General features: G+C 64.6%; 19 protein-coding genes. All 19 read left to right on the top strand.

The annotated features are described in order from the left end of the window. The first annotated feature begins 20 nt into the window (after window positions 1–20). The 19 genes from VLA65_RS19735 (at window position 21) to VLA65_RS19645 (ending at window position 16,859) form a co-directional block, all read left to right on the top strand. A complete protein-coding gene (locus VLA65_RS19735) occupies window positions 21–1,124 on the top strand; it encodes a zinc-dependent metalloprotease (protein ID WP_332603469.1) in 1,104 nt (367 codons plus the stop codon). 122 nt (window positions 1,125–1,246) lie between these two features. Next, window positions 1,247–2,284 carry a tRNA lysidine(34) synthetase TilS gene (tilS, locus tag VLA65_RS19730; protein ID WP_284990219.1) on the top strand — a complete coding sequence of 346 codons (1,038 nt, stop codon included), beginning with the start codon at window positions 1,247–1,249 and terminating at the stop codon, window positions 2,282–2,284. A gap of 31 nt (window positions 2,285–2,315) precedes the next feature. After that, window positions 2,316–2,867, top strand: a complete 552-nt coding sequence (gene hpt, locus VLA65_RS19725; RefSeq protein ID WP_059388924.1) for a hypoxanthine phosphoribosyltransferase — start codon at window positions 2,316–2,318, stop codon at window positions 2,865–2,867. 187 nt (window positions 2,868–3,054) lie between these two features. Then, complete coding sequence (locus VLA65_RS19720; protein ID WP_059388925.1) at window positions 3,055–3,639, top strand: SipW-dependent-type signal peptide-containing protein; 585 nt, start codon at window positions 3,055–3,057, stop codon at window positions 3,637–3,639. A gap of 66 nt (window positions 3,640–3,705) precedes the next feature. Next, window positions 3,706–4,281, top strand: a complete 576-nt coding sequence (locus VLA65_RS19715) for a SipW-dependent-type signal peptide-containing protein (protein ID WP_306964400.1) — start codon at window positions 3,706–3,708, stop codon at window positions 4,279–4,281. Next, a complete protein-coding gene (locus VLA65_RS19710; protein ID WP_059388927.1) occupies window positions 4,278–4,847 on the top strand; it encodes a signal peptidase I in 570 nt (189 codons plus the stop codon). The genes VLA65_RS19715 and VLA65_RS19710 overlap by 4 nt, the downstream gene beginning before the upstream one ends. Next, on the top strand, window positions 4,844–5,545 hold the full coding sequence (locus tag VLA65_RS19705) for a hypothetical protein (RefSeq protein WP_284990220.1): 702 nt from the start codon (window positions 4,844–4,846) through the stop codon (window positions 5,543–5,545). Before VLA65_RS19710 ends, VLA65_RS19705 begins: the two co-directional genes overlap by 4 nt. Beyond that, a complete protein-coding gene (locus VLA65_RS19700; protein WP_332603468.1) occupies window positions 5,545–6,075 on the top strand; it encodes a hypothetical protein in 531 nt (176 codons plus the stop codon). The genes VLA65_RS19705 and VLA65_RS19700 overlap by 1 nt, the downstream gene beginning before the upstream one ends. A gap of 238 nt (window positions 6,076–6,313) precedes the next feature. Next, window positions 6,314–8,383, top strand: a complete 2,070-nt coding sequence (ftsH, locus tag VLA65_RS19695) for an ATP-dependent zinc metalloprotease FtsH (RefSeq protein WP_284990222.1) — start codon at window positions 6,314–6,316, stop codon at window positions 8,381–8,383. A gap of 10 nt (window positions 8,384–8,393) precedes the next feature. Next, window positions 8,394–9,062, top strand: a complete 669-nt coding sequence (folE, locus tag VLA65_RS19690) for a GTP cyclohydrolase I FolE (RefSeq protein ID WP_284990223.1) — start codon at window positions 8,394–8,396, stop codon at window positions 9,060–9,062. Between the two features lie 8 nt (window positions 9,063–9,070). Further along, complete coding sequence (gene folP / locus VLA65_RS19685) at window positions 9,071–9,976, top strand: dihydropteroate synthase (protein WP_332603467.1); 906 nt, start codon at window positions 9,071–9,073, stop codon at window positions 9,974–9,976. Between the two features lie 29 nt (window positions 9,977–10,005). Further along, window positions 10,006–10,365: a dihydroneopterin aldolase gene (gene folB, locus VLA65_RS19680; protein WP_059388928.1), complete on the top strand. Its 360-nt coding sequence runs from the start codon at window positions 10,006–10,008 to the stop codon at window positions 10,363–10,365. Further along, window positions 10,362–10,901 (top strand): 2-amino-4-hydroxy-6-hydroxymethyldihydropteridine diphosphokinase, encoded by a 540-nt coding sequence (gene folK / locus VLA65_RS19675; protein WP_284990225.1) that lies wholly within the window; start codon window positions 10,362–10,364, stop codon window positions 10,899–10,901. The genes folB and folK overlap by 4 nt, the downstream gene beginning before the upstream one ends. Before the next feature lie 3 nt (window positions 10,902–10,904). Further along, the gene (locus tag VLA65_RS19670; RefSeq protein WP_059388929.1) at window positions 10,905–11,426 is read left to right on the top strand and encodes a DUF3180 domain-containing protein; all 522 of its coding nucleotides are present in this window, start codon (window positions 10,905–10,907) and stop codon (window positions 11,424–11,426) included. After that, a complete protein-coding gene (locus tag VLA65_RS19665; RefSeq protein ID WP_284990226.1) occupies window positions 11,407–11,919 on the top strand; it encodes a PH domain-containing protein in 513 nt (170 codons plus the stop codon). The genes VLA65_RS19670 and VLA65_RS19665 overlap by 20 nt, the downstream gene beginning before the upstream one ends. After that, window positions 11,916–13,424 (top strand): PH domain-containing protein, encoded by a 1,509-nt coding sequence (locus tag VLA65_RS19660; RefSeq protein ID WP_332603466.1) that lies wholly within the window; start codon window positions 11,916–11,918, stop codon window positions 13,422–13,424. The genes VLA65_RS19665 and VLA65_RS19660 overlap by 4 nt, the downstream gene beginning before the upstream one ends. Further along, window positions 13,417–14,367, top strand: coding sequence for a Rossmann-like and DUF2520 domain-containing protein (locus VLA65_RS19655; protein ID WP_332603465.1), 951 nt, complete (start codon window positions 13,417–13,419; stop codon window positions 14,365–14,367). The genes VLA65_RS19660 and VLA65_RS19655 overlap by 8 nt, the downstream gene beginning before the upstream one ends. A gap of 2 nt (window positions 14,368–14,369) precedes the next feature. Continuing rightward, window positions 14,370–15,272, top strand: coding sequence for a pantoate--beta-alanine ligase (gene panC, locus VLA65_RS19650; protein ID WP_332603464.1), 903 nt, complete (start codon window positions 14,370–14,372; stop codon window positions 15,270–15,272). Window positions 15,273–15,410: 138 nt separating this feature from the next. Continuing rightward, window positions 15,411–16,859, top strand: a complete 1,449-nt coding sequence (locus tag VLA65_RS19645) for a DHA2 family efflux MFS transporter permease subunit (RefSeq protein WP_306964413.1) — start codon at window positions 15,411–15,413, stop codon at window positions 16,857–16,859. Window positions 16,860–17,215 lie beyond the last annotated feature (356 nt).

Raw genomic sequence — 17,215 nt, 5'->3', positions numbered from 1 at the left:
GTTGTGTTCTGATGGTTCGTATGGAGTCTCAGCAGCAAGCCCAGTCCCTCATCAACTGGGAGCTGGCCGCCTCCACGGCCGCCCGGCTCGCTCCCCCCGGTCCAATACTGAGTCCGGCCCAGATCGGCAAAGCCGTGGACAGCCTGCGCTTCAGTGCGGACATTTCGGTACCGCATGTGCATGACATCACCGGTTTGGAAGCCGCGCGCGATCTCCGCGATTCCCATGTGCTCGTGGTTGACCGGGCGTCGTGGGCGAAGGCCAATACCCAGAGTTTTGCGGTGATGCTCCAGCCGGCCCTTAAGCAAATGCTGGATTCCCGGCGGGGTCCGGCGATGACACCGGCAGCAGCGGCCGCGAGCGGCGCCATCACCGGCAGCCAGCTCGGGGCTGTGCTTGCCTTCTTGTCGAGCAAAGTCCTGGGCCAATACGATCCCTTCGCCGCGCTCGCCCCGGACTCGAAAGCACCGCCTGCGGGCCGGCTCCTGCTGGTGGCTCCGAACATCATCTCCGTGGAGCGCGAGCTCAACGTCGATCCAGACGATTTCCGGCTCTGGGTCTGCCTTCACGAGCAGACCCACCGGGTGCAGTTCGCCGCGGCTCCCTGGCTCCGGACCCACATGCTCGAGGAAATCGAGCGCCTCAGCGCCAATCTCATCGGCAATGTGGACTCCATCATGGATCGCGCCACTGCCGCCGCGCGCTCCCTGCGCGACCGCTCCACCGGCGCCACACCCGGCCGCGGGGCCATCTTGGACCTGCTCCAGAACCCTGAGGAAAAGGCCTCGCTCTCGCATCTCACGGCTGTCATGAGCTTGCTTGAAGGCCACGCCAACGTGGTGATGGACGCCGTCGATTCCACCCTTGTCCCTTCGGTGAAGACCATCAGGCAGCGCTTCAACGCACGGGGCAAGGACCGGGGCGTGATCGAGAAGTTCATCCGCAACATCCTCGGCCTGGATGCCAAGATGCGCCAGTACAGCGACGGAGCCAAGTTTGTCCGCGAAGTGGTTGCGGTGGCGGGCATGGAGGGCCTCAACCGGGTCTGGGAATCGGCCGACAAACTGCCTACGGAGACCGAGATCCACGACTCCAAGCTGTGGCTTGAGCGGATGGGGCTGTGACCGCAGGCACCACATCGGGCCAGGGCGCAAGCAGTAGAAACCCACCAAGCACTGGAAGCGCTCCAAGCAGTGGACGACGGCGTCCCGGGCGTTTGGCGCCGGTCGTCGGCAAAGCACGGAATATGTTGCAGGACGCGCTGGCCTCCGCGGGCTACCCCGAGCGAATCCTGGTGGCTTGCAGCGGGGGGCCGGATTCCTTGGCGCTTGCCTCAGTGGCAGCCTATTTTGCCCGGCGTGGCCACGTTCACGGCCGCCCCGTGAGCGTAGCCGCCGTCGTGGTTGACCATCAACTGCAGGAAGGCTCGGCTGAGGTCGCGGCACGGACCGTGGCGATCCTTGAAGGGCTGGGACTCTCGCCCGTCCAGCTGCGGACCGTGGAAGTGGCAGCTACCGGGTTCGGTCCCGAGGCGGCAGCCCGGGACGCCCGGCACGCGGCCCTCGAAGCGGCCGCCACCGAACTTGATTGCGGAGCAATCCTGCTCGGGCACACGCTGGACGACCAGGCCGAACAGGTGCTGCTGGGCCTGGCCCGGGGCTCGGGAACGCGTTCCCTCGCCGGGATGCGGCCCGCCCGCGGCAAGCTCCTTCGTCCCTTCCTCGGGCTTCGCCGCGCCGAAACGCTCGAAATCTGCGAGGTCGAGGAACTCGAAACCTGGCACGATCCCAGTAACGCTGACCCCGCCTTCGCCCGCTCGCGGACCAGGGTTGAGGTGATGCCCTTGCTTGAGGACAAGCTGGGGCCCGGGGTGGCCGAATCACTCGCCCGCACCGCAGCGATCCTGCAACAGGATGCCGACTTCCTGGAGCACCTTGCCGCTGAGAGCTATGCGGGCCTCGTGAACCGGAGCGACGACGGGGTCTGGCTCCCGGAAGACCGCTTGAGGGAATTGTCCCCCGCGCTGAGGTTCCGCGTGATCGCCAAGGCGGCGGCCGACGTCGGGGGCCAACAGCCCGGCTACGGGCGGCTTCAGGCCGCCGAAGGCTTGCTGCGTCGCCAGGGATCCGCGGGCCCCGTGCAGCTTCCCGGTAGCGTCAGCGTCTACCGCGTATCCCTGAGCGAATTGGAGCGGGAGGCCGCAGCCGGGGGAACTGCCGTTCCCCGCGAAGGCGGCGGCTGTGGGAAGCTAGTATTCCGGCATCAAAGATCGCCCCAACAGTAGCCGCACCCACGCATCAACACAGGAGCCATTGGTGGATTCAAACGACGTCCAGGCAGACCTCAAACACGTTCTCTACACCAAGGAGCAGATCCAGCAACGGATCGCCGAACTTGCTGCACAGATTGACAAGGACTACGAGGGCCGCGAGCTGCTGATCGTCGGCGTGCTCAAGGGTGCCGTCATGGTCATGGCAGACCTCGCCCGTGCGCTGCACAGCCACGTCAGCATGGACTGGATGGCGGTGTCCTCGTACGGCTCCGGTACCCAGTCCTCCGGCGTCGTGCGCATCCTCAAGGACCTTGATACCGACCTCATGGGCAAGGATGTCCTGATTGTCGAAGACATTATCGATTCCGGCCTGACCCTCTCCTGGCTCAAGACCAACCTCGAATCGCGAGGCACCGCCTCGGTGGAAATCTGCACCGCTTTCCGCAAGCCCACGGCCGCCAAGGTCGAGATCGACGTCAAGTACGTCGGCTATGACATTCCCAACGAATTCGTCGTCGGATACGGTCTCGATTACGCCGAGAAATACCGCAACCTGGACTTTGTGGGAACCCTCGCCCCGCACGTTTACGAATAGCCTTTCATTTCGCGTCCTAGACGCAAATGAAAGCGAGAGAAGTCGGCCGCCCCATTGGGAGGCCGACTTCTCTTTTTAACTCATTAGGGGAGGGCTGCCGATAATGGGGGATTTGCGTGTTAGCGTTCAGCTCATTAGTCGTTTGACTTGACCTGTGGGGGGCATTTTGAGTACGAGTTCAGTTTCAATGTCAAAGCGCGGAAAGATGCGGGCGCTTTTGGCCGGCGGATTGGTCCTGGGGGTCGGCGCGGCGGTTGTGTTGGCCGCGTGGAACGATTCCGAGTTCGCCACCGGAACATTCACGGCGGGCACTTTCAATCTTCAAGGAAGCACAGACGGCGCGTCGTACACGGACCACGCTGCCTCCCCTGGCGCCACCCTGCCATTCACCCTCAACCCGACCAATCTGGCGCCGGGGGACACCGTCTACGCGCCCTTCGCGGTGCGGCTCGCGGCCAACACCACTACAGGCTCCACTGTCACGGTGAATACAGCCACCGCCACCGGGTCGGTTGCGAACCTGAGTTATGAACTTGTCCAGCCCACGTCCTTCGGATGCTCCAGCAGCACCACGGGAACCGAATTGGTGCAGGCGGGTACCGCTCTCAATGGAGCGCTGAGCGGAGTCACGTTCACCCTCAGCCCCGGCAGCCCCGCGAGCGATCCCGGTGACGCGGTCTTCCTCTGCTTCAAAGTGACTGCGGCCGCCGGCTTGGTCCAAGGGCAAAACGGCACGGCCACGTGGCAGTTCGCTGCGGCATCCACCTCCTGACCAGCCGCGATGACCGGACGCAGGGCGACTCGTCGGCCTGAGCGGGGCCGCCAGCGCTTCCTCCGTGTGCGCGCCATCTTGGCCGGGGGCCTTGTCCTCGGTGCCGGATGCACGCTGACCCTCGCTGCCTGGAACGATTCCGAGTTCGCGGCAGGAACATTCACCGCCAGCTCGTTCCAGATCGAATCCTCCGTCAACTCAGGAGGTGCATGGCTGGCACATCCCACGTCGGGATCCGCTGCCACCATGGCATTCAGTGCTGCAGGAATGTCACCAAGCACCGTCAACTACGCTCCCATCTGGATCCGGACTACTGCGGGGTCGCTTTCCGGAACCTTGACGCTCCAAGGAGCCAGCAACAACAACGCCGCCCTGGCCGCTGCACTGACCTATCGCGTGGTCAGGTACTCGTCCGGATCGTGCGACTCGAGCCAGTTCACGGCCGGGGCGAGCTACCTTGTCGGGACCTCGGCGTCGACGGTGCCACTCACCACGGCCGGTGCCGCCACAGCGGTGGCTGCGAACTCGCTGAGCCCCACCCAGATGTGCTTCGAGGTCACGATGCTTGCCTCCGCGGACAACTCCCTGCAGGGGGCCAGCGTGACGGCAACCTGGGAAATCAAGGGAACGTCCGACTCATGAGGACGGTGCTTGAGCCGGTGGGGTCCCGACGACGGACGGCCGACAACCGCAGGCGCCTCGCCGACGTCGTGCGCGAGACGTTGCTTAACCTCGCGGCGATCGGCGGCGCCATCTGCATCCTCCTGACGTTGGCCGCCGTCTTTTTCCACATCACGCTCATCATGTTCAAGACCGGCTCGATGTCTCCCGGGATCCCTGCTGGATCCTTGGCCATAGTCCGCGAGGTCCCGGCGTCGGAAGTGCGGACAGGGGACGTTGTCACCGTGGACCGGCCGGGACAATTGCCCGTCACCCACCGGGTCACATCCTCCCGGATGGTCGACGGCGCCACGGCCGTCCTCACGCTCAAAGGCGACGCCAATCCCGTGGAGGATCCCGCACCGTACACCGTCTCCAAAGTCCGCACGGTGCTCTATTCGGTGCCGGGTATTGCCTACGTTGTTGCGGGAGCATCGAGCCCCTGGGTGCTTGGCGGCACTACGGTTGCCGTGTCCGCGTTGGTGACCTGGGCGCTGTGGCCCCGCCCCGAGAGGGCCCCGCGGGCCCGAATCAAGGCGAGGCGATGATCGGACACGGGAGCCTCAGGCGTTACGCGGCGACGGTCGCCTTGGTATCGCTGGGTCTGCTCTGCTCCGCTCCGGCGTCGGCGGCGACAGACGGGCCGGACCTGATCCTGACACACGGGGGGAGCAATCCGCCGGCCGTCCTTGCGCCCGGATCTACCAGCCGATGGAGTATCGGGGTGACCGCCAGGGCCGTGACCCTGCACGATTTGAGGATGCGGCTGCTTGCGGACGGCCCACTTATGGAGCTTGCCGCATCGGATGAGTCGGCACGAGTCGTCACGGTAGGTGTCCGCAGCTGCACCACCGCCTGGGCGGCGGAGGTCTGCCGGTCCGGTGAAAACACCGTCATCCCGACAACGACGCTTTCCTCCTTGGGTGGTGCGACCAGTCTTGCAAATCCCGACGGCGGAATTCCGGCCGGCGTCGAACTGCTGCTTGAGGTGACGCTTTCGCCGTCGGCGGGTAACAGCGTGCAGGGGCTTTCAACCAGAATTACGGCCAGGGTGGACGCCGCCGGCGAGCCAGCCGGGCCACACGACTTTCCCGGCACCGCTCTCGCGGATACCGGCTTCCGCCTGGGCATCTTTGCCCTTCTGGGCCTTGGGACTGTCCTGGCCGGGGCTCTCGCGTCCAAGCTCGCCGGCGCCCGTGCGGCTGCCGACGGAATCGCGCCCGCCCGTGATCCGGGTGGGGACTGATGGCAACACCTTCGAAGCCGCATCGCCTGCGATCGCTGCTCACGGTGGCCGGGGTCGCGGCCGCACTGTTTGTGGTCCCGGGCGGAACGGGGACCACGGACGCGAGCTGGTCCGCCTCCGAAGTTGGCTCCGGTACACTGAACGCGCTCACGGTTCCCCCGCCGGTCATGATCGGCCCGTGTACGCTCAGCCCCGGGGTCGCCGGGACCAGCCCCGTGATCACCGTCAACTGGCGATTCCCGGCGGGAACCGCGTATGCGGCGCCCGCCAACGTGAACTACTACGTAGCCAACGGGGGACTTCTCCCGAATCTGACAGGCGTGGTGCTGGGAACCAACCTCTCCACGACGGGCCCTGTCGGAGGCGTGTACACGACGCAATTCAAGTCGGGCGTGCTCGGCGGTTTGCTGGGGGGCTCCTACGGTGTCTATCTGCAGACGAAGGACGGCTCGGGGTGGGTCTCCTCCTTGGCCACGGCAAACGCATCCATGGGACTGGCGGGCGCCAACCCGGCCTGTACCGTGCAGTAGTTGCAACCGTTCGACGATTGCGTTCGACCCGCTGCGCGGGGATCCTGAAAGAACGGTGGATTTCCCCCGGGAACTTCCGGAATTCCGTGTTCATGTACGCCTAGAGGGAACTTTTGCCTCTCACTGTGCGTGAATCACTCCGAACGGTGTAAAGCTAGAAACTGACGCAGCACCACACGCGCGCAGAAGCTGCGCCGTGCAGCACTACCAGGAGGGACGGGGCGGAGCCCCCGAACAGATGAAAGCTAAGAGTTTCTTCAAGGGCCCGGGCATCTGGATTGTTGTCGTAGTCGGCTTGCTCCTGGTGGCATTTGCAACCCTTGCCCCCGGCGGATCCACCCGTATCGACACCGACAAGGGCCTCGCGATCCTCTCGCAGAGCGGCAAGGTGGACCAGGCCAAAATCTACGATGCCGAGAACCGCGTTGACCTGACGCTGAAAGACAACCTCGTCATCGATGGCCAGGACAAAGGCAAGAACGTCCAGTTCTTCTACGTCACCGCGCGAGCCGGGGATGTCGTCAAGGCCGTCACCAACGCCCAGCCATCCGGTGGCTTCACGGACCAGCCCGTCGAGAACAACTGGTTCTCCGGGCTGTTCTCCCTCCTCATCCCCGTCCTCCTGCTGGGTGTGCTTTTCTGGTTCCTGCTCTCCCGCATGCAAGGCGGCGGTTCCAAGGTGATGCAGTTCGGAAAGTCGAAGGCCAAGCTGGTCAACAAGGACATGCCGCAGGTTACCTTCTCTGACGTTGCCGGTGCGGACGAGGCCGTCGAAGAGCTCCAGGAGATCAAGGAATTCCTCGCAGAACCGGCGAAGTTCCAAGCCGTCGGCGCGAAGATCCCCAAGGGCGTGCTGTTGTACGGCCCTCCGGGCACCGGCAAGACCCTCCTGGCCCGCGCCGTCGCAGGCGAGGCCGGCGTCCCGTTCTTCTCCATCTCGGGCTCGGACTTCGTCGAAATGTTCGTAGGCGTCGGTGCTTCGCGCGTCCGCGACCTTTTCGAGCAAGCCAAGTCCAATGCGCCCGCCATCATTTTCGTTGACGAGATCGACGCCGTCGGACGTCACCGTGGCGCCGGTATCGGCGGCGGCAACGACGAGCGCGAGCAGACCCTTAACCAGCTCCTCGTCGAAATGGACGGCTTCGACGTCAAGACCAACGTCATCCTGATCGCGGCAACCAACCGTCCGGACGTCCTGGACCCTGCCCTGCTCCGTCCGGGCCGCTTCGATCGCCAGATCACTGTTGAGGCACCGGACCTGATTGGTCGTGAACAGATCCTGAACGTCCACGCCAAGGGCAAGCCGATGGCCCACGGCGTCGACCTCAAAGGCGTCGCGAAGAAGACCCCGGGCTACACGGGTGCCGACCTTGCCAACGTGCTCAACGAGGCCGCACTCCTGACGGCCAGGTCCAATGCCAACCTGATTGACGACCGCGCCCTGGACGAGGCAATCGACCGCGTCATGGCCGGCCCGCAGAAGCGCAGCCGCGTCATGAAGGAAATGGAGCGGAAGATCACCGCCTACCACGAAGGCGGCCACGCCCTGGTGGCAGCGGCATTGCGCAATTCAGCCCCTGTCACGAAGATCACTATCCTGCCCCGAGGCCGCGCACTCGGCTACACGATGGTCGTTCCCGAGGACGACAAATATTCGATCACGCGCAACGAACTCCTCGACCAGATGGCCTATGCCATGGGTGGCCGCGTTGCAGAGGAAATCGTCTTCCACGACCCCTCCACGGGCGCCTCGAACGATATCGAAAAGGCCACTGGAACTGCGCGCAAGATGGTCACCCAGTTCGGCATGAGCGAGCGCATCGGCGCCGTGAAGCTTGGCGCCGGCGGCGGCGAGCCGTTCCTCGGCCGGGACATGGCACAGGAACGCAACTACTCGGACTCGGTGGCGTACATCGTTGACGAGGAAGTGCGCCGCCTGATCGATCAGGCCCACGACGAGGCCTATGCCATCCTGACCGAGAACCGCGACGTCCTGGACCAGTTGGCCCTTGAGCTGCTTGAGCGCGAAACGCTGAACCAGGCCGAGATCGCCCACATCTTCCGCGACATCCGCAAGCGTGATTTCCGCGAGGTATGGCTCTCCAAGGAGTCCCGTCCGGTCCAGACCATCCCTCCGGTGGAATCCCGTGCGGAGAAGGCCGAGCGCGAAGCCCAGGAACAAGCCAAGGCAGCTCGTCTCGAAGAGCCTTTGGACGCCCAGCCCCCGCACCCGCAGGGAGTCGGCAGCCAGGAGTCATTCACTGGTCAAGGACCTGACGCGGGCACCGACGTTTCGCATCAAGGCTAAGCTTTCTGCTGTGACTCACATCGACGACGACGACTTCAGCGGTGCCGCCAGTGACGACTTTGGCGACGCCTCCGGGGGAAAATCAGGTGGCCACGGCCACGGCCACCACTCATATAAGGTCGACCGCCCCCGCATCGAGGCGGCCGTCCGCGAGATCCTCATTGCGGTGGGCGAGGACCCGGACCGTGGCGGACTGGTGGATACGCCGAAGCGCGTAGCCAAGGCTTACGCCGAGGTGTTCGCGGGCCTGCACCAGGATCCCGAACATGTCCTGTCCACCACGTTCGACCTCGACCATGAGGAACTCGTGCTGGTCAAGGACATCCCTTTCTATTCCACGTGCGAGCACCATTTGGTGCCGTTCCACGGCGTCGCGCACGTTGGATACATCCCTTCCCACGACGGCAAAGTGACGGGGCTGAGCAAGCTGGCCCGCCTCGTCGACATTTATGCCCGCCGCCCCCAAGTGCAGGAACGCCTGACCACCCAGATCGTCGAAGCGCTCGTGACCCACCTCAAGCCCAGGGGCGCGATCGTCGTCGTCGAATGCGAACACATGTGCATGTCCATGCGTGGCATCCGCAAGCCCGGCGCCAAGACCGTCACCAGCGCAGTGCGCGGGCAACTTCATGACCCGGCCACCCGCGCCGAAGCCATGAGCCTCATACTCGGAAGGTAACAAAGACCATGGATTCCCTCGCAGCAGCACCAGGAACGGGCCCGGCTACCAGCCCCCTGCCCATTCTCCGCAAACCACGTCCAGCTGCCCGCTTCGCGGACCTGCCGGCCGACCGCACGCTCGTCATGGGAATTCTGAACGTCACGCCGGATTCATTCAGCGACGGCGGAAAGCACTCCACGGCGGACACCGCCATCGCCCACGCATTGCGCATGTTGTACGCGGGAGCGGACATCATCGACGTCGGCGGCGAATCGACCCGCCCGGGCGCCGAGCCCGTCTCCCCGGAAGAAGAACAGCGCCGGGTCTTGCCGGTGATTCAGGCACTCGTGAAGGCCGGGGCGCTCGTCAGCATCGACACGACGCATGCCTCCACGGCCGCCGCGGCCGTGGAGGCCGGCGCCGCGATCATCAACGATGTCTCAGGGCTGAGCCTCGAACCTGAGATGGCCGAACTCGTTGCACGCACCAAAGTGCCCTATGTCCTGACCCATCGCCGGGGCGACGCCGAGACCATGAACAGCCTTGCCGACTACGGCAATGTGGTTGAGGAAGTCATCGAAGAGCTCAAGGGCGTCCGCGACAAGCTCTACGCGGCAGGCGTCACACCGGAGCAAATCATTGTGGATCCAGGCCTGGGCTTCTCCAAGGACGAGGACCAGAACTGGCAACTCCTCAAGTACATCGGCAAGCTGGATGAACTTGGCCACAAGGTCCTGATTGGAGCTTCCCGCAAGCGTTTCCTCGGGACGCTCCTGACGGTGGCCGGCAAGGCGGCGGCACCGGAGGAGCGCGATCATGCAACCGCTGCCATCACGGCTATCAGTGCCGCGAACGGCGCCTGGGCCGTGCGCGTCCACGACGTCGGCCCCAGCCTTGACGCCGTCAAGGTTGCCGCACGCATCAGACACTAAGCTTCGTGGACAAAGGGGGAGGAACCGGTTTGGACAGGATCACACTGACCGGCGTGACCGCCGTCGGGCATCACGGCGTCTTCGACTTCGAGCGCCGTGACGGACAGCCGTTCGTCGTCGACGCGGTGCTGTACACCGATTTCAGCAAGGCAGCGGAAACCGATGACCTGCAGTTCACGGCGCACTACGGCGAAGTGGCCGAGTACATCACATCCCTCATTACGGGCGAACCCCTCAACCTGATCGAGGCCCTCGCCGTACGGATCGCCGAGGGGATCCTGGCTGGCTTCAACGTTGCCGCCGTCGATGTCACGGTCCACAAACCCAAGGCCCCCATCGAGGTACCCTTCGGTGACGTCACCGTCAGTGTCCACAGGGAGCGTGCATGACCTCCCGTTTCACGAAAGCCATCCTGGCCTTGGGCAGCAACCTGGGTGAGCGGAACGACACCCTCTCCACCGCGGTCGCCGACCTCGTTGACCGCCCGGAAATCCGCCTGCTCGGAGTCTCCCCGGTGGTACAGACCAAAGCCGTGGGCGGGCCTGTGGGGCAACCGGATTTCCTCAACATGGTGATCGCCATTGAGACCACGCTTACGCCGCTGGAACTGTTGCAACACTGCCACGACGTCGAACAAATGCACCACCGGGTCCGCGAGGTCCGCTGGGGCCCCCGCACTTTGGACGTGGACATCATCGTCTATGGCGAGTTCAGAAGCGACGACGAAACACTGACCCTGCCGCATCCGCGGGCTGCGGAGCGGGCCTTCGTGCTGTATCCGTGGGCCCTCCTGGACCCTGCTGCGCGGCTCAACGGTGAGAGCGTCGCCGAGCTGGCCGCCAAAGCCGAGGACTTTCCCGGGCTTCGGCCTTTCGACGGTTTCGATGGATCCGGCAGCGTCGCTGCCGCGGGAGCGGTGGAATAGTCCATGAAGGCCATGCGACCGCTCTTGTTGGCGATCATCGCCGTCGTTCTTGCCGCCATCGGCTGGCTGACCACCGTGCTCACTACGCGCTACAGCATGGCGACGCCGGTTCTTCCTCCTTCCGCGTTGATAACCATGGGCTTCATCGCCGTGCTGACCTTGATCATGGGCATCCGCGTCCTGCGGTGGCGCAACGGCAAGAAAAAGACCATGCTCAACCCCATCTTGGCGGCGCGAACCCTGATCCTGGCCCAGGCCTGCGCCTATGCCGGCGCGGTGCTGCTGGGCTGGCATGTGGGAATCGTGATTGAGCAACTCCGGCTCTGGAGCTTCCGGAGCGACCAAGGCATCTTGTGGCTCGCGCTCATCATGGGCGGCGGCGGGCTCATCATGGCCATCGTGGGCCTCGTGGTGGAGCGGTTCTGCCGAATCCCTCCGGAAGACCTGGAAGGCGGCCCCGGCGTCAGGGATCCACGTCGTGGCGAGGCCAAGGGCGAAGGCGAATATGCATACCGCGGCGATTGATCCTCCTGGCATCCAGTGGCTGCGCGTTTCGCGGAAATACGTGACCGTGCGGGTTGTCGAGTGGGCCATTGGCAACGTGATCACGATCGGCCTGTTCAGCTTGCCCTTGCTTTTCGTGGAACTGGGATGGTGGAAGTGGCCGCCGCTGTGGCTCGCCGTCTCCGTTCCCGCGGCCTTTCTGCTGGTTGGCCTGTGGCGGCTTGTGTTGATTCCGAGGCAAGTGAGGGCCATCGGCTATGCGGAACGTGACGACGACCTGCTGATCCGCCGCGGCATCTTCTTCCAGCGGACCATGGTGGTTCCCTACGGCCGGATGCAATACGTCGACGTTGCGGTTGGACCTGTCGAGCGGGTCCTCGGGCTGTGCACCCTCAAACTCCACACCGCTTCAGCCGGAACCAACGCCCACCTTCCCGGACTTCCCGCCGCTGAAGGCGCACGGCTGCGCGAGCAGCTTTCGGCCCGCGGCGAAGCGAGGCTGGCCGGGCTGTGACCCAGGAACACACCGTCGTCGACGGCGACTGGCACCGCGTCCACCCGGCGTCGCCCTTCGTGCGGGGATGGGTGGCACTGGCGGCGATCGTCTATTTCTTCGGCCGCGATACCTTCGAACGGGCCCTCCAAGGCCGCGGGACCATAGGCGGCAACTTCAACGAACGGACGCTCTGGCTCCTGGCCGGGGGCGGCGTCGTGCTGTTACTGGCTTTGGGTTCTTTCGTCCTCAGCTGGTACTTCACCAGGTACCAGCTTGCCGAAGGCTACGTAAGGGTCAACACCGGCTTCCTGTTCAAGCAGCAGCGCCAGGCGCGGCTTGACCGGGTCCAGGCCATCGACATCGTGCAGCCCCTGCTTGCCCGTATTTTCGGGCTCGCGGAGCTGAAGTTCGAGGTGGCCGACGCCGGCCATTCGGCCGTGCGGCTCTCTTACCTCAGGCTCGCCCAGGCCAAACAGCTCCGTGCCACGATCCTGGGCCGGGCCGCCGGCATTGCTGACGGGAGCGAAACGGTCGACGTGCCCGAGGCCCCCGAGCAGGTGGTGCTCTACGTGCCGCCTGGACGGCTTGTCGGTTCGCTGATCCTGAGCGAGCAGAGCCTCTTCATTGTGCTCAGCGCCATCGCGTCCGTGTTGGTGTCAGTGCTGACCGAGTCCCGGGCCTTCATCCTCTACTTGATTCCGGCAATCCTCGGCTTGGGAACCGCCTACTGGCGATCGTTCAACACGGGCTACAACTTTACGGCGGCAATTTCCCCGGACGGGATCCGTGTGCGCTACGGGCTCCTGGACACCCGGGCCCAAACCGTGCCTCCCGGCCGCATCCAGGCCCTCAAGGTCACGCAGCCGCCGCTGTGGCGGATTCTCGGCTGGTACAGGATCCATGTGAACGTTGCCGGCTACGGTGAACACCACCGCAGCGAAGGCGAGCACCGGACCCTGTTGCTTCCGGTCGGCCGGAAGCCTGAAGTGATGATGATGCTCTCGCTCGTCTTGCCCGATCCTGGTACCGCCGATCCTGAACGGGTGTTCACCGCCGGGTTGACCGGACTGGATTCAGGCGCCGGCTTTGTCACTACCCCCAAGCGTGCCTGGTTTCTTTCCCCGTTGGGCTGGCGACGCAACGGCTTCCTTTCAACGGACACGGCCCTGCTGCTGCGCTCCGGTCGCTTGTGGCGGAAGTTGGTGATGGTCCCGCATCAACGAACGCAGTCGATCGCCCTCCACCAAGGTCCGTTGGCCCGGCTCTTCGGCGTCGCCGACCTCGTGTTGCATACGACTCCGGGACCGGTAGCGCCCCGCCTCATCCAGGCAGCCACCGAGGAAGCAGTCGGCTTGTTCGACCAGCAGGCGGCCCGGGCCCGCAAAGCCCGCAAACTGCAAAACCTGGCACAGGACAATTCCGAGCAATGGCTGGCACAACTTCCGTCCGCCGCCATGCCGGCCCCGCCCGCCACGCATGCCATGCGGCGTGCATCAACCCAGGAGGAACCCGACCATGGCTAGGCCAGGACGACTCGGCGTAGGAATCATTGGCGCCGGCAAGGTGGGTGCCGTACTGGGTGCGGCCCTGCGCGGGGCCGAGCACGCCGTCGTCGGGGTTTCCGCAGTGTCGGAGGCGAGCCGGGAGCGGGCGGAGTCGCTGCTGCCGGGGGTCCCGATCCTCGAAATCCAGGAGATCGTGGAGCGGTCCGAGTTGGTGCTCCTTGCCGTTCCGGACGATGCCCTCGGCGAACTCGTGGCGGGACTGGCCAAGCTCGGCGCATGGCAGCCAGGACAGCTCGTGGCGCACACGTCCGGCCGCTTCGGCGTCGGAATACTGAAACCGGTCCGCGCCGCAGGCGCCATTCCGCTCGCCCTCCACCCGGCCATGACGTTCACGGGCATGAGCCTGGACCTCACCCGGCTCATGGACTGCACGTTCGGGGTCACTGCCGACGCCGCGATGCTGCCCATCGCCCAAGCCCTCGTGGTGGAGATGGGCGCTGAACCGGTGGCCATTGCCGAGGCCGATCGCACGCTTTACCACGCGGCCCTCGCGCACAGCTCGAACCATATGGTCACCCTTGTGGCCCAGTCCTCCCAATTGCTCCGGGATATCGGCGTCGACGCGCCCGAACGCATGCTCGGCCCCTTGCTCCGCGCCACCTTGGAGAACGCCCTGGCCTCAGGCGAATCTGCACTGACCGGGCCCGTGGCCCGCGGGGATGTGGGAACCGTCGCCGCCCACGCGGAGGCCCTCAAGGAGTACGACGGCGGTGCCGGCGGCGATGTCCTCGCCGCCTACCGGGCCATGGCCCGCGCCACGGCCCGCCGGGCTGTCAATCGCGGACTGCTCAAAGAGGGCCAGCTTGGCGACATCAACAACGCCTTGGACGCCTCGGGTACGCCGGACAACGGTGAAGACCGTCCAGGCAACGACGCTGCCGGGACGCAGGAAGGAAACTGAGAATGGCCATCAAACTTGTGACCACTGCAGCGGAATTGCGGGCAGAAAGCGCGCGGTTGCTCGCGGAAAAGCGCGGGAGCTCGCAGGGCCTCGTCCCGACGATGGGAGCGCTGCACACGGGTCACGCGGCTCTGGCCCGCACCGCCGTCGAACAGAACGACGTAGTGGTGGCCTCCATCTTCGTGAACCCTCTGCAATTCGGCGAGGCCGCGGACCTCGAACGCTACCCGCGCACGCTTGATGCCGATATGGCCCTCCTGGACGCCGAGGGCGTGGATCTCGTCTTCGCCCCTTCCGTAGAAGAGGTTTACCCCGGTGGGGAGCCGCTGGTCCGGGTGACTTCGGGACCGTTGGGCGAGAAATGGGAGGGCGCCTCGCGCCCCGGCCACTTCGACGGCGCCCTAACGGTGGTCGCCAAACTGTTGCACTACGGACTGCCGGGCGGTCCAGCCGCCGACGGCGGTGCTGCCGCGTACCGCGCGTACTTCGGCCAGAAAGATGCCCAGCAGTTGGCGCTCGTGAAGCGGATGGTGGCAGATCTCAGCTTTCCGGTGGACATCGTGGCCGTACCTACTGTGCGCAACGCGGACGGGCTGGCCCTTTCCAGCAGGAATCGTTTCCTTTCCGAACAAGAGCGTGAAGCGGCCTTGGTGCTGTCCCGCGCCCTCCGCCTGCTCGAGTCCCGTGCCCTAGCGAACGAGCCGCTCGAGCTGGACTCCGCCGTCGCGCTCGTTGAATCGCAGCCCCTCGTGAAGCTGGACTATTTCGACGTCGTCGATCCCCGCACGCTGGAACCGCTCGCCGAAAACTGCAAGGAAACTCCCTTCCGGGGCGAAGGGCTTGCACTCATTGCGGCGAAGGTCGGGCCCGTGCGCTTGATCGACAACCTGCCGCTGGGTTCCTGAACTCTCTTAACTTCCGGATGCCAGTACGCAAACGTTTGGATTAAGCTGCTGACGGGAATGCCGTTGAGGCTTAGACTGTTGCAATCTTCACCGGTGACGAGCGCCGGAAACCATCGCACCCAAAGCTGAGGGATCCTCATGTCTACCGACGTCACATCCGACGCGCACGGCAACCCCATGCCGGAAACAGGGACACAGCAAGCCAGCGACAGGATGTCGCGCGAGTCTGTCACCGTCATCGTCACGCTCCTTGTCGCCACCTTCGTAGTGATCCTCAACGAGACCATCATGAACGTCGCCTTGCAGCGGCTCATGACGGACCTCAATGTCGACGCGCCTACTGTCCAGTGGCTCTCCACTGGATTCATGCTGACCATGGCCGTGGTCATCCCCACCACCGGCTTCATCCTCCAGAGGCTCACCACTCGAGCTGCATTCCTCCTGGCCATCGGACTGTTCAGCGGCGGTACCCTGCTCGCGGCACTGGCCCCGGGTTTTGGAGTGCTCTTGTTGGCGCGCATCGTCCAAGCGGGCGGCACGGCAATTATGCTGCCGCTGCTGATGACGACCATCTTGACCTTGGTGCCTCTGTCCCGCCGGGGTGCCGTGATGGGCAACGTGACCATTGCCATCTCGGTTGCGCCGGCCTTGGGTCCCACGGTTTCCGGGATCATCCTCGACCACTTCTCGTGGCGATTCATGTTCGTCTTCGTACTGCCGGTGGCCTTGTTGGCGATGGGCATTGGCGCCAAGTTCCTGACCAACGTCGGTGAACGCGGCAACGTCAGGTTGGACTTCGTCTCGGTAGTCCTGACCGTTCCTGCCTTCGGTGGGCTGGTCTATGGACTGAGCCAGATCGGCGGCCACTCCGGAGCAACCGCCGTTCCGATCGCTGCACTCGTGATCGGCGTCCTGTGCATGGTGGCGTTCGTCTTCCGCCAGCTCAAGTTGCAGAAGTCCGACGCGCCCCTGCTGGACCTCAGGGCATTCAACTTCCGCATGTTCACGGTCTCGGTCCTGCTCATGGTGGTTGCCATGATGGCCCTGTTCGGCGGAGTGATCCTGCTACCGCTCTACCTGCAAAACGTTCTCCACCTGCAGCCAATGGAGACCGGCCTTGCGCTCCTTCCGGGCGGCTTGGCGATGGGCCTGCTCGGTCCGGTGGTCGGCAGGTTGTTCGACAGGATAGGCCCGCTTCCACTGACTGTCACGGGTTCCATCCTGCTGGTGCTCACGCTGTGGCAGTTCTCAATGCTCAACGCGAGCAGCCCCCTGTGGTGGGTCGTGGTCCTTTACGCAGTGCTTAGCCTGGGTTTGGCTTTGCTGTTCACGCCGGCGTTCACCACTGGCCTCAACCCGCTTCCGCCGCACCTCTATTCGCACGGCTCGGCCATCATGAGCACACTGCAGCAGGTGGCGGGAGCTGCAGGGACGGCGCTCCTGGTTTCGATCTTTGCCGTGGTCTCGGCTGCGTCCGGCTTTGTTGCTGGGATGCAGGCCGCGTTCCTGACGGCCACTTTGATTGCGGTGGTTGCCGTAGTGCTGTCCACCATGATGCGAAAGACCGCGGGCGCAGCCGGGCACTGACTCTCGGTGGCGGCGCGGCTGGGTGGCTGCACGGCTGGGTGGCGGCACCGCGCCGCTTGTTTGTGACGCACGGCATGTTTTTGGCTGGCGGCCCTAAAGGCTTTCACTCAGGTGGCACTGGGCGCGGAATTGCCGTGTTGTAGCGGGTTTTGAAGCGCAGGATGGTGCTGTGGGGGTGATTTGCGTGGGGTCTTGGGGGTGTGTAAAGTAGATCGAGTCGCCGCCGCTGATGCGGAAAGATTGCGACCGACCCCCTTTCAAATGGAAACCAAATTCTTGGTTCGCTTTCTTGCGTTCCGGTGTGGTTTCCGGGTGTCACGGATGGTGTTTTGTCCGATGCGGTTCCCGGATTCGGG

The organism is Arthrobacter sp. S2(2024), assembly GCF_036662515.1.
Lineage (GTDB): Bacteria > Actinomycetota > Actinomycetes > Actinomycetales > Micrococcaceae > Arthrobacter.
This window is presented reverse-complemented; position numbering and strand designations above follow the sequence as displayed.

Excerpts from the sequence above, each read along its gene's own strand:
- tilS (WP_284990219.1), top strand. The coding sequence starts at position 1,247 with ATGTTGCAGGACGCGCTGGCCTCCGCGGGCTACCCCGAGCGAATCCTG.
- VLA65_RS19735 (WP_332603469.1), top strand. The coding sequence starts at position 21 with ATGGAGTCTCAGCAGCAAGCCCAGTCCCTCATCAACTGGGAGCTGGCC.
- VLA65_RS19645 (WP_306964413.1), top strand. The coding sequence starts at position 15,411 with ATGTCTACCGACGTCACATCCGACGCGCACGGCAACCCCATGCCGGAA.
- VLA65_RS19655 (WP_332603465.1), top strand. The coding sequence starts at position 13,417 with ATGGCTAGGCCAGGACGACTCGGCGTAGGAATCATTGGCGCCGGCAAG.
- VLA65_RS19710 (WP_059388927.1), top strand. The coding sequence starts at position 4,278 with ATGAGGACGGTGCTTGAGCCGGTGGGGTCCCGACGACGGACGGCCGAC.
- VLA65_RS19720 (WP_059388925.1), top strand. The coding sequence starts at position 3,055 with ATGTCAAAGCGCGGAAAGATGCGGGCGCTTTTGGCCGGCGGATTGGTC.
- VLA65_RS19705 (WP_284990220.1), top strand. The coding sequence starts at position 4,844 with ATGATCGGACACGGGAGCCTCAGGCGTTACGCGGCGACGGTCGCCTTG.
- folK (WP_284990225.1), top strand. The coding sequence starts at position 10,362 with ATGACCTCCCGTTTCACGAAAGCCATCCTGGCCTTGGGCAGCAACCTG.
- panC (WP_332603464.1), top strand. The coding sequence starts at position 14,370 with ATGGCCATCAAACTTGTGACCACTGCAGCGGAATTGCGGGCAGAAAGC.
- VLA65_RS19670 (WP_059388929.1), top strand. The coding sequence starts at position 10,905 with ATGAAGGCCATGCGACCGCTCTTGTTGGCGATCATCGCCGTCGTTCTT.
- VLA65_RS19665 (WP_284990226.1), top strand. The coding sequence starts at position 11,407 with ATGCATACCGCGGCGATTGATCCTCCTGGCATCCAGTGGCTGCGCGTT.
- VLA65_RS19700 (WP_332603468.1), top strand. The coding sequence starts at position 5,545 with ATGGCAACACCTTCGAAGCCGCATCGCCTGCGATCGCTGCTCACGGTG.
- ftsH (WP_284990222.1), top strand. The coding sequence starts at position 6,314 with ATGAAAGCTAAGAGTTTCTTCAAGGGCCCGGGCATCTGGATTGTTGTC.
- folP (WP_332603467.1), top strand. The coding sequence starts at position 9,071 with ATGGATTCCCTCGCAGCAGCACCAGGAACGGGCCCGGCTACCAGCCCC.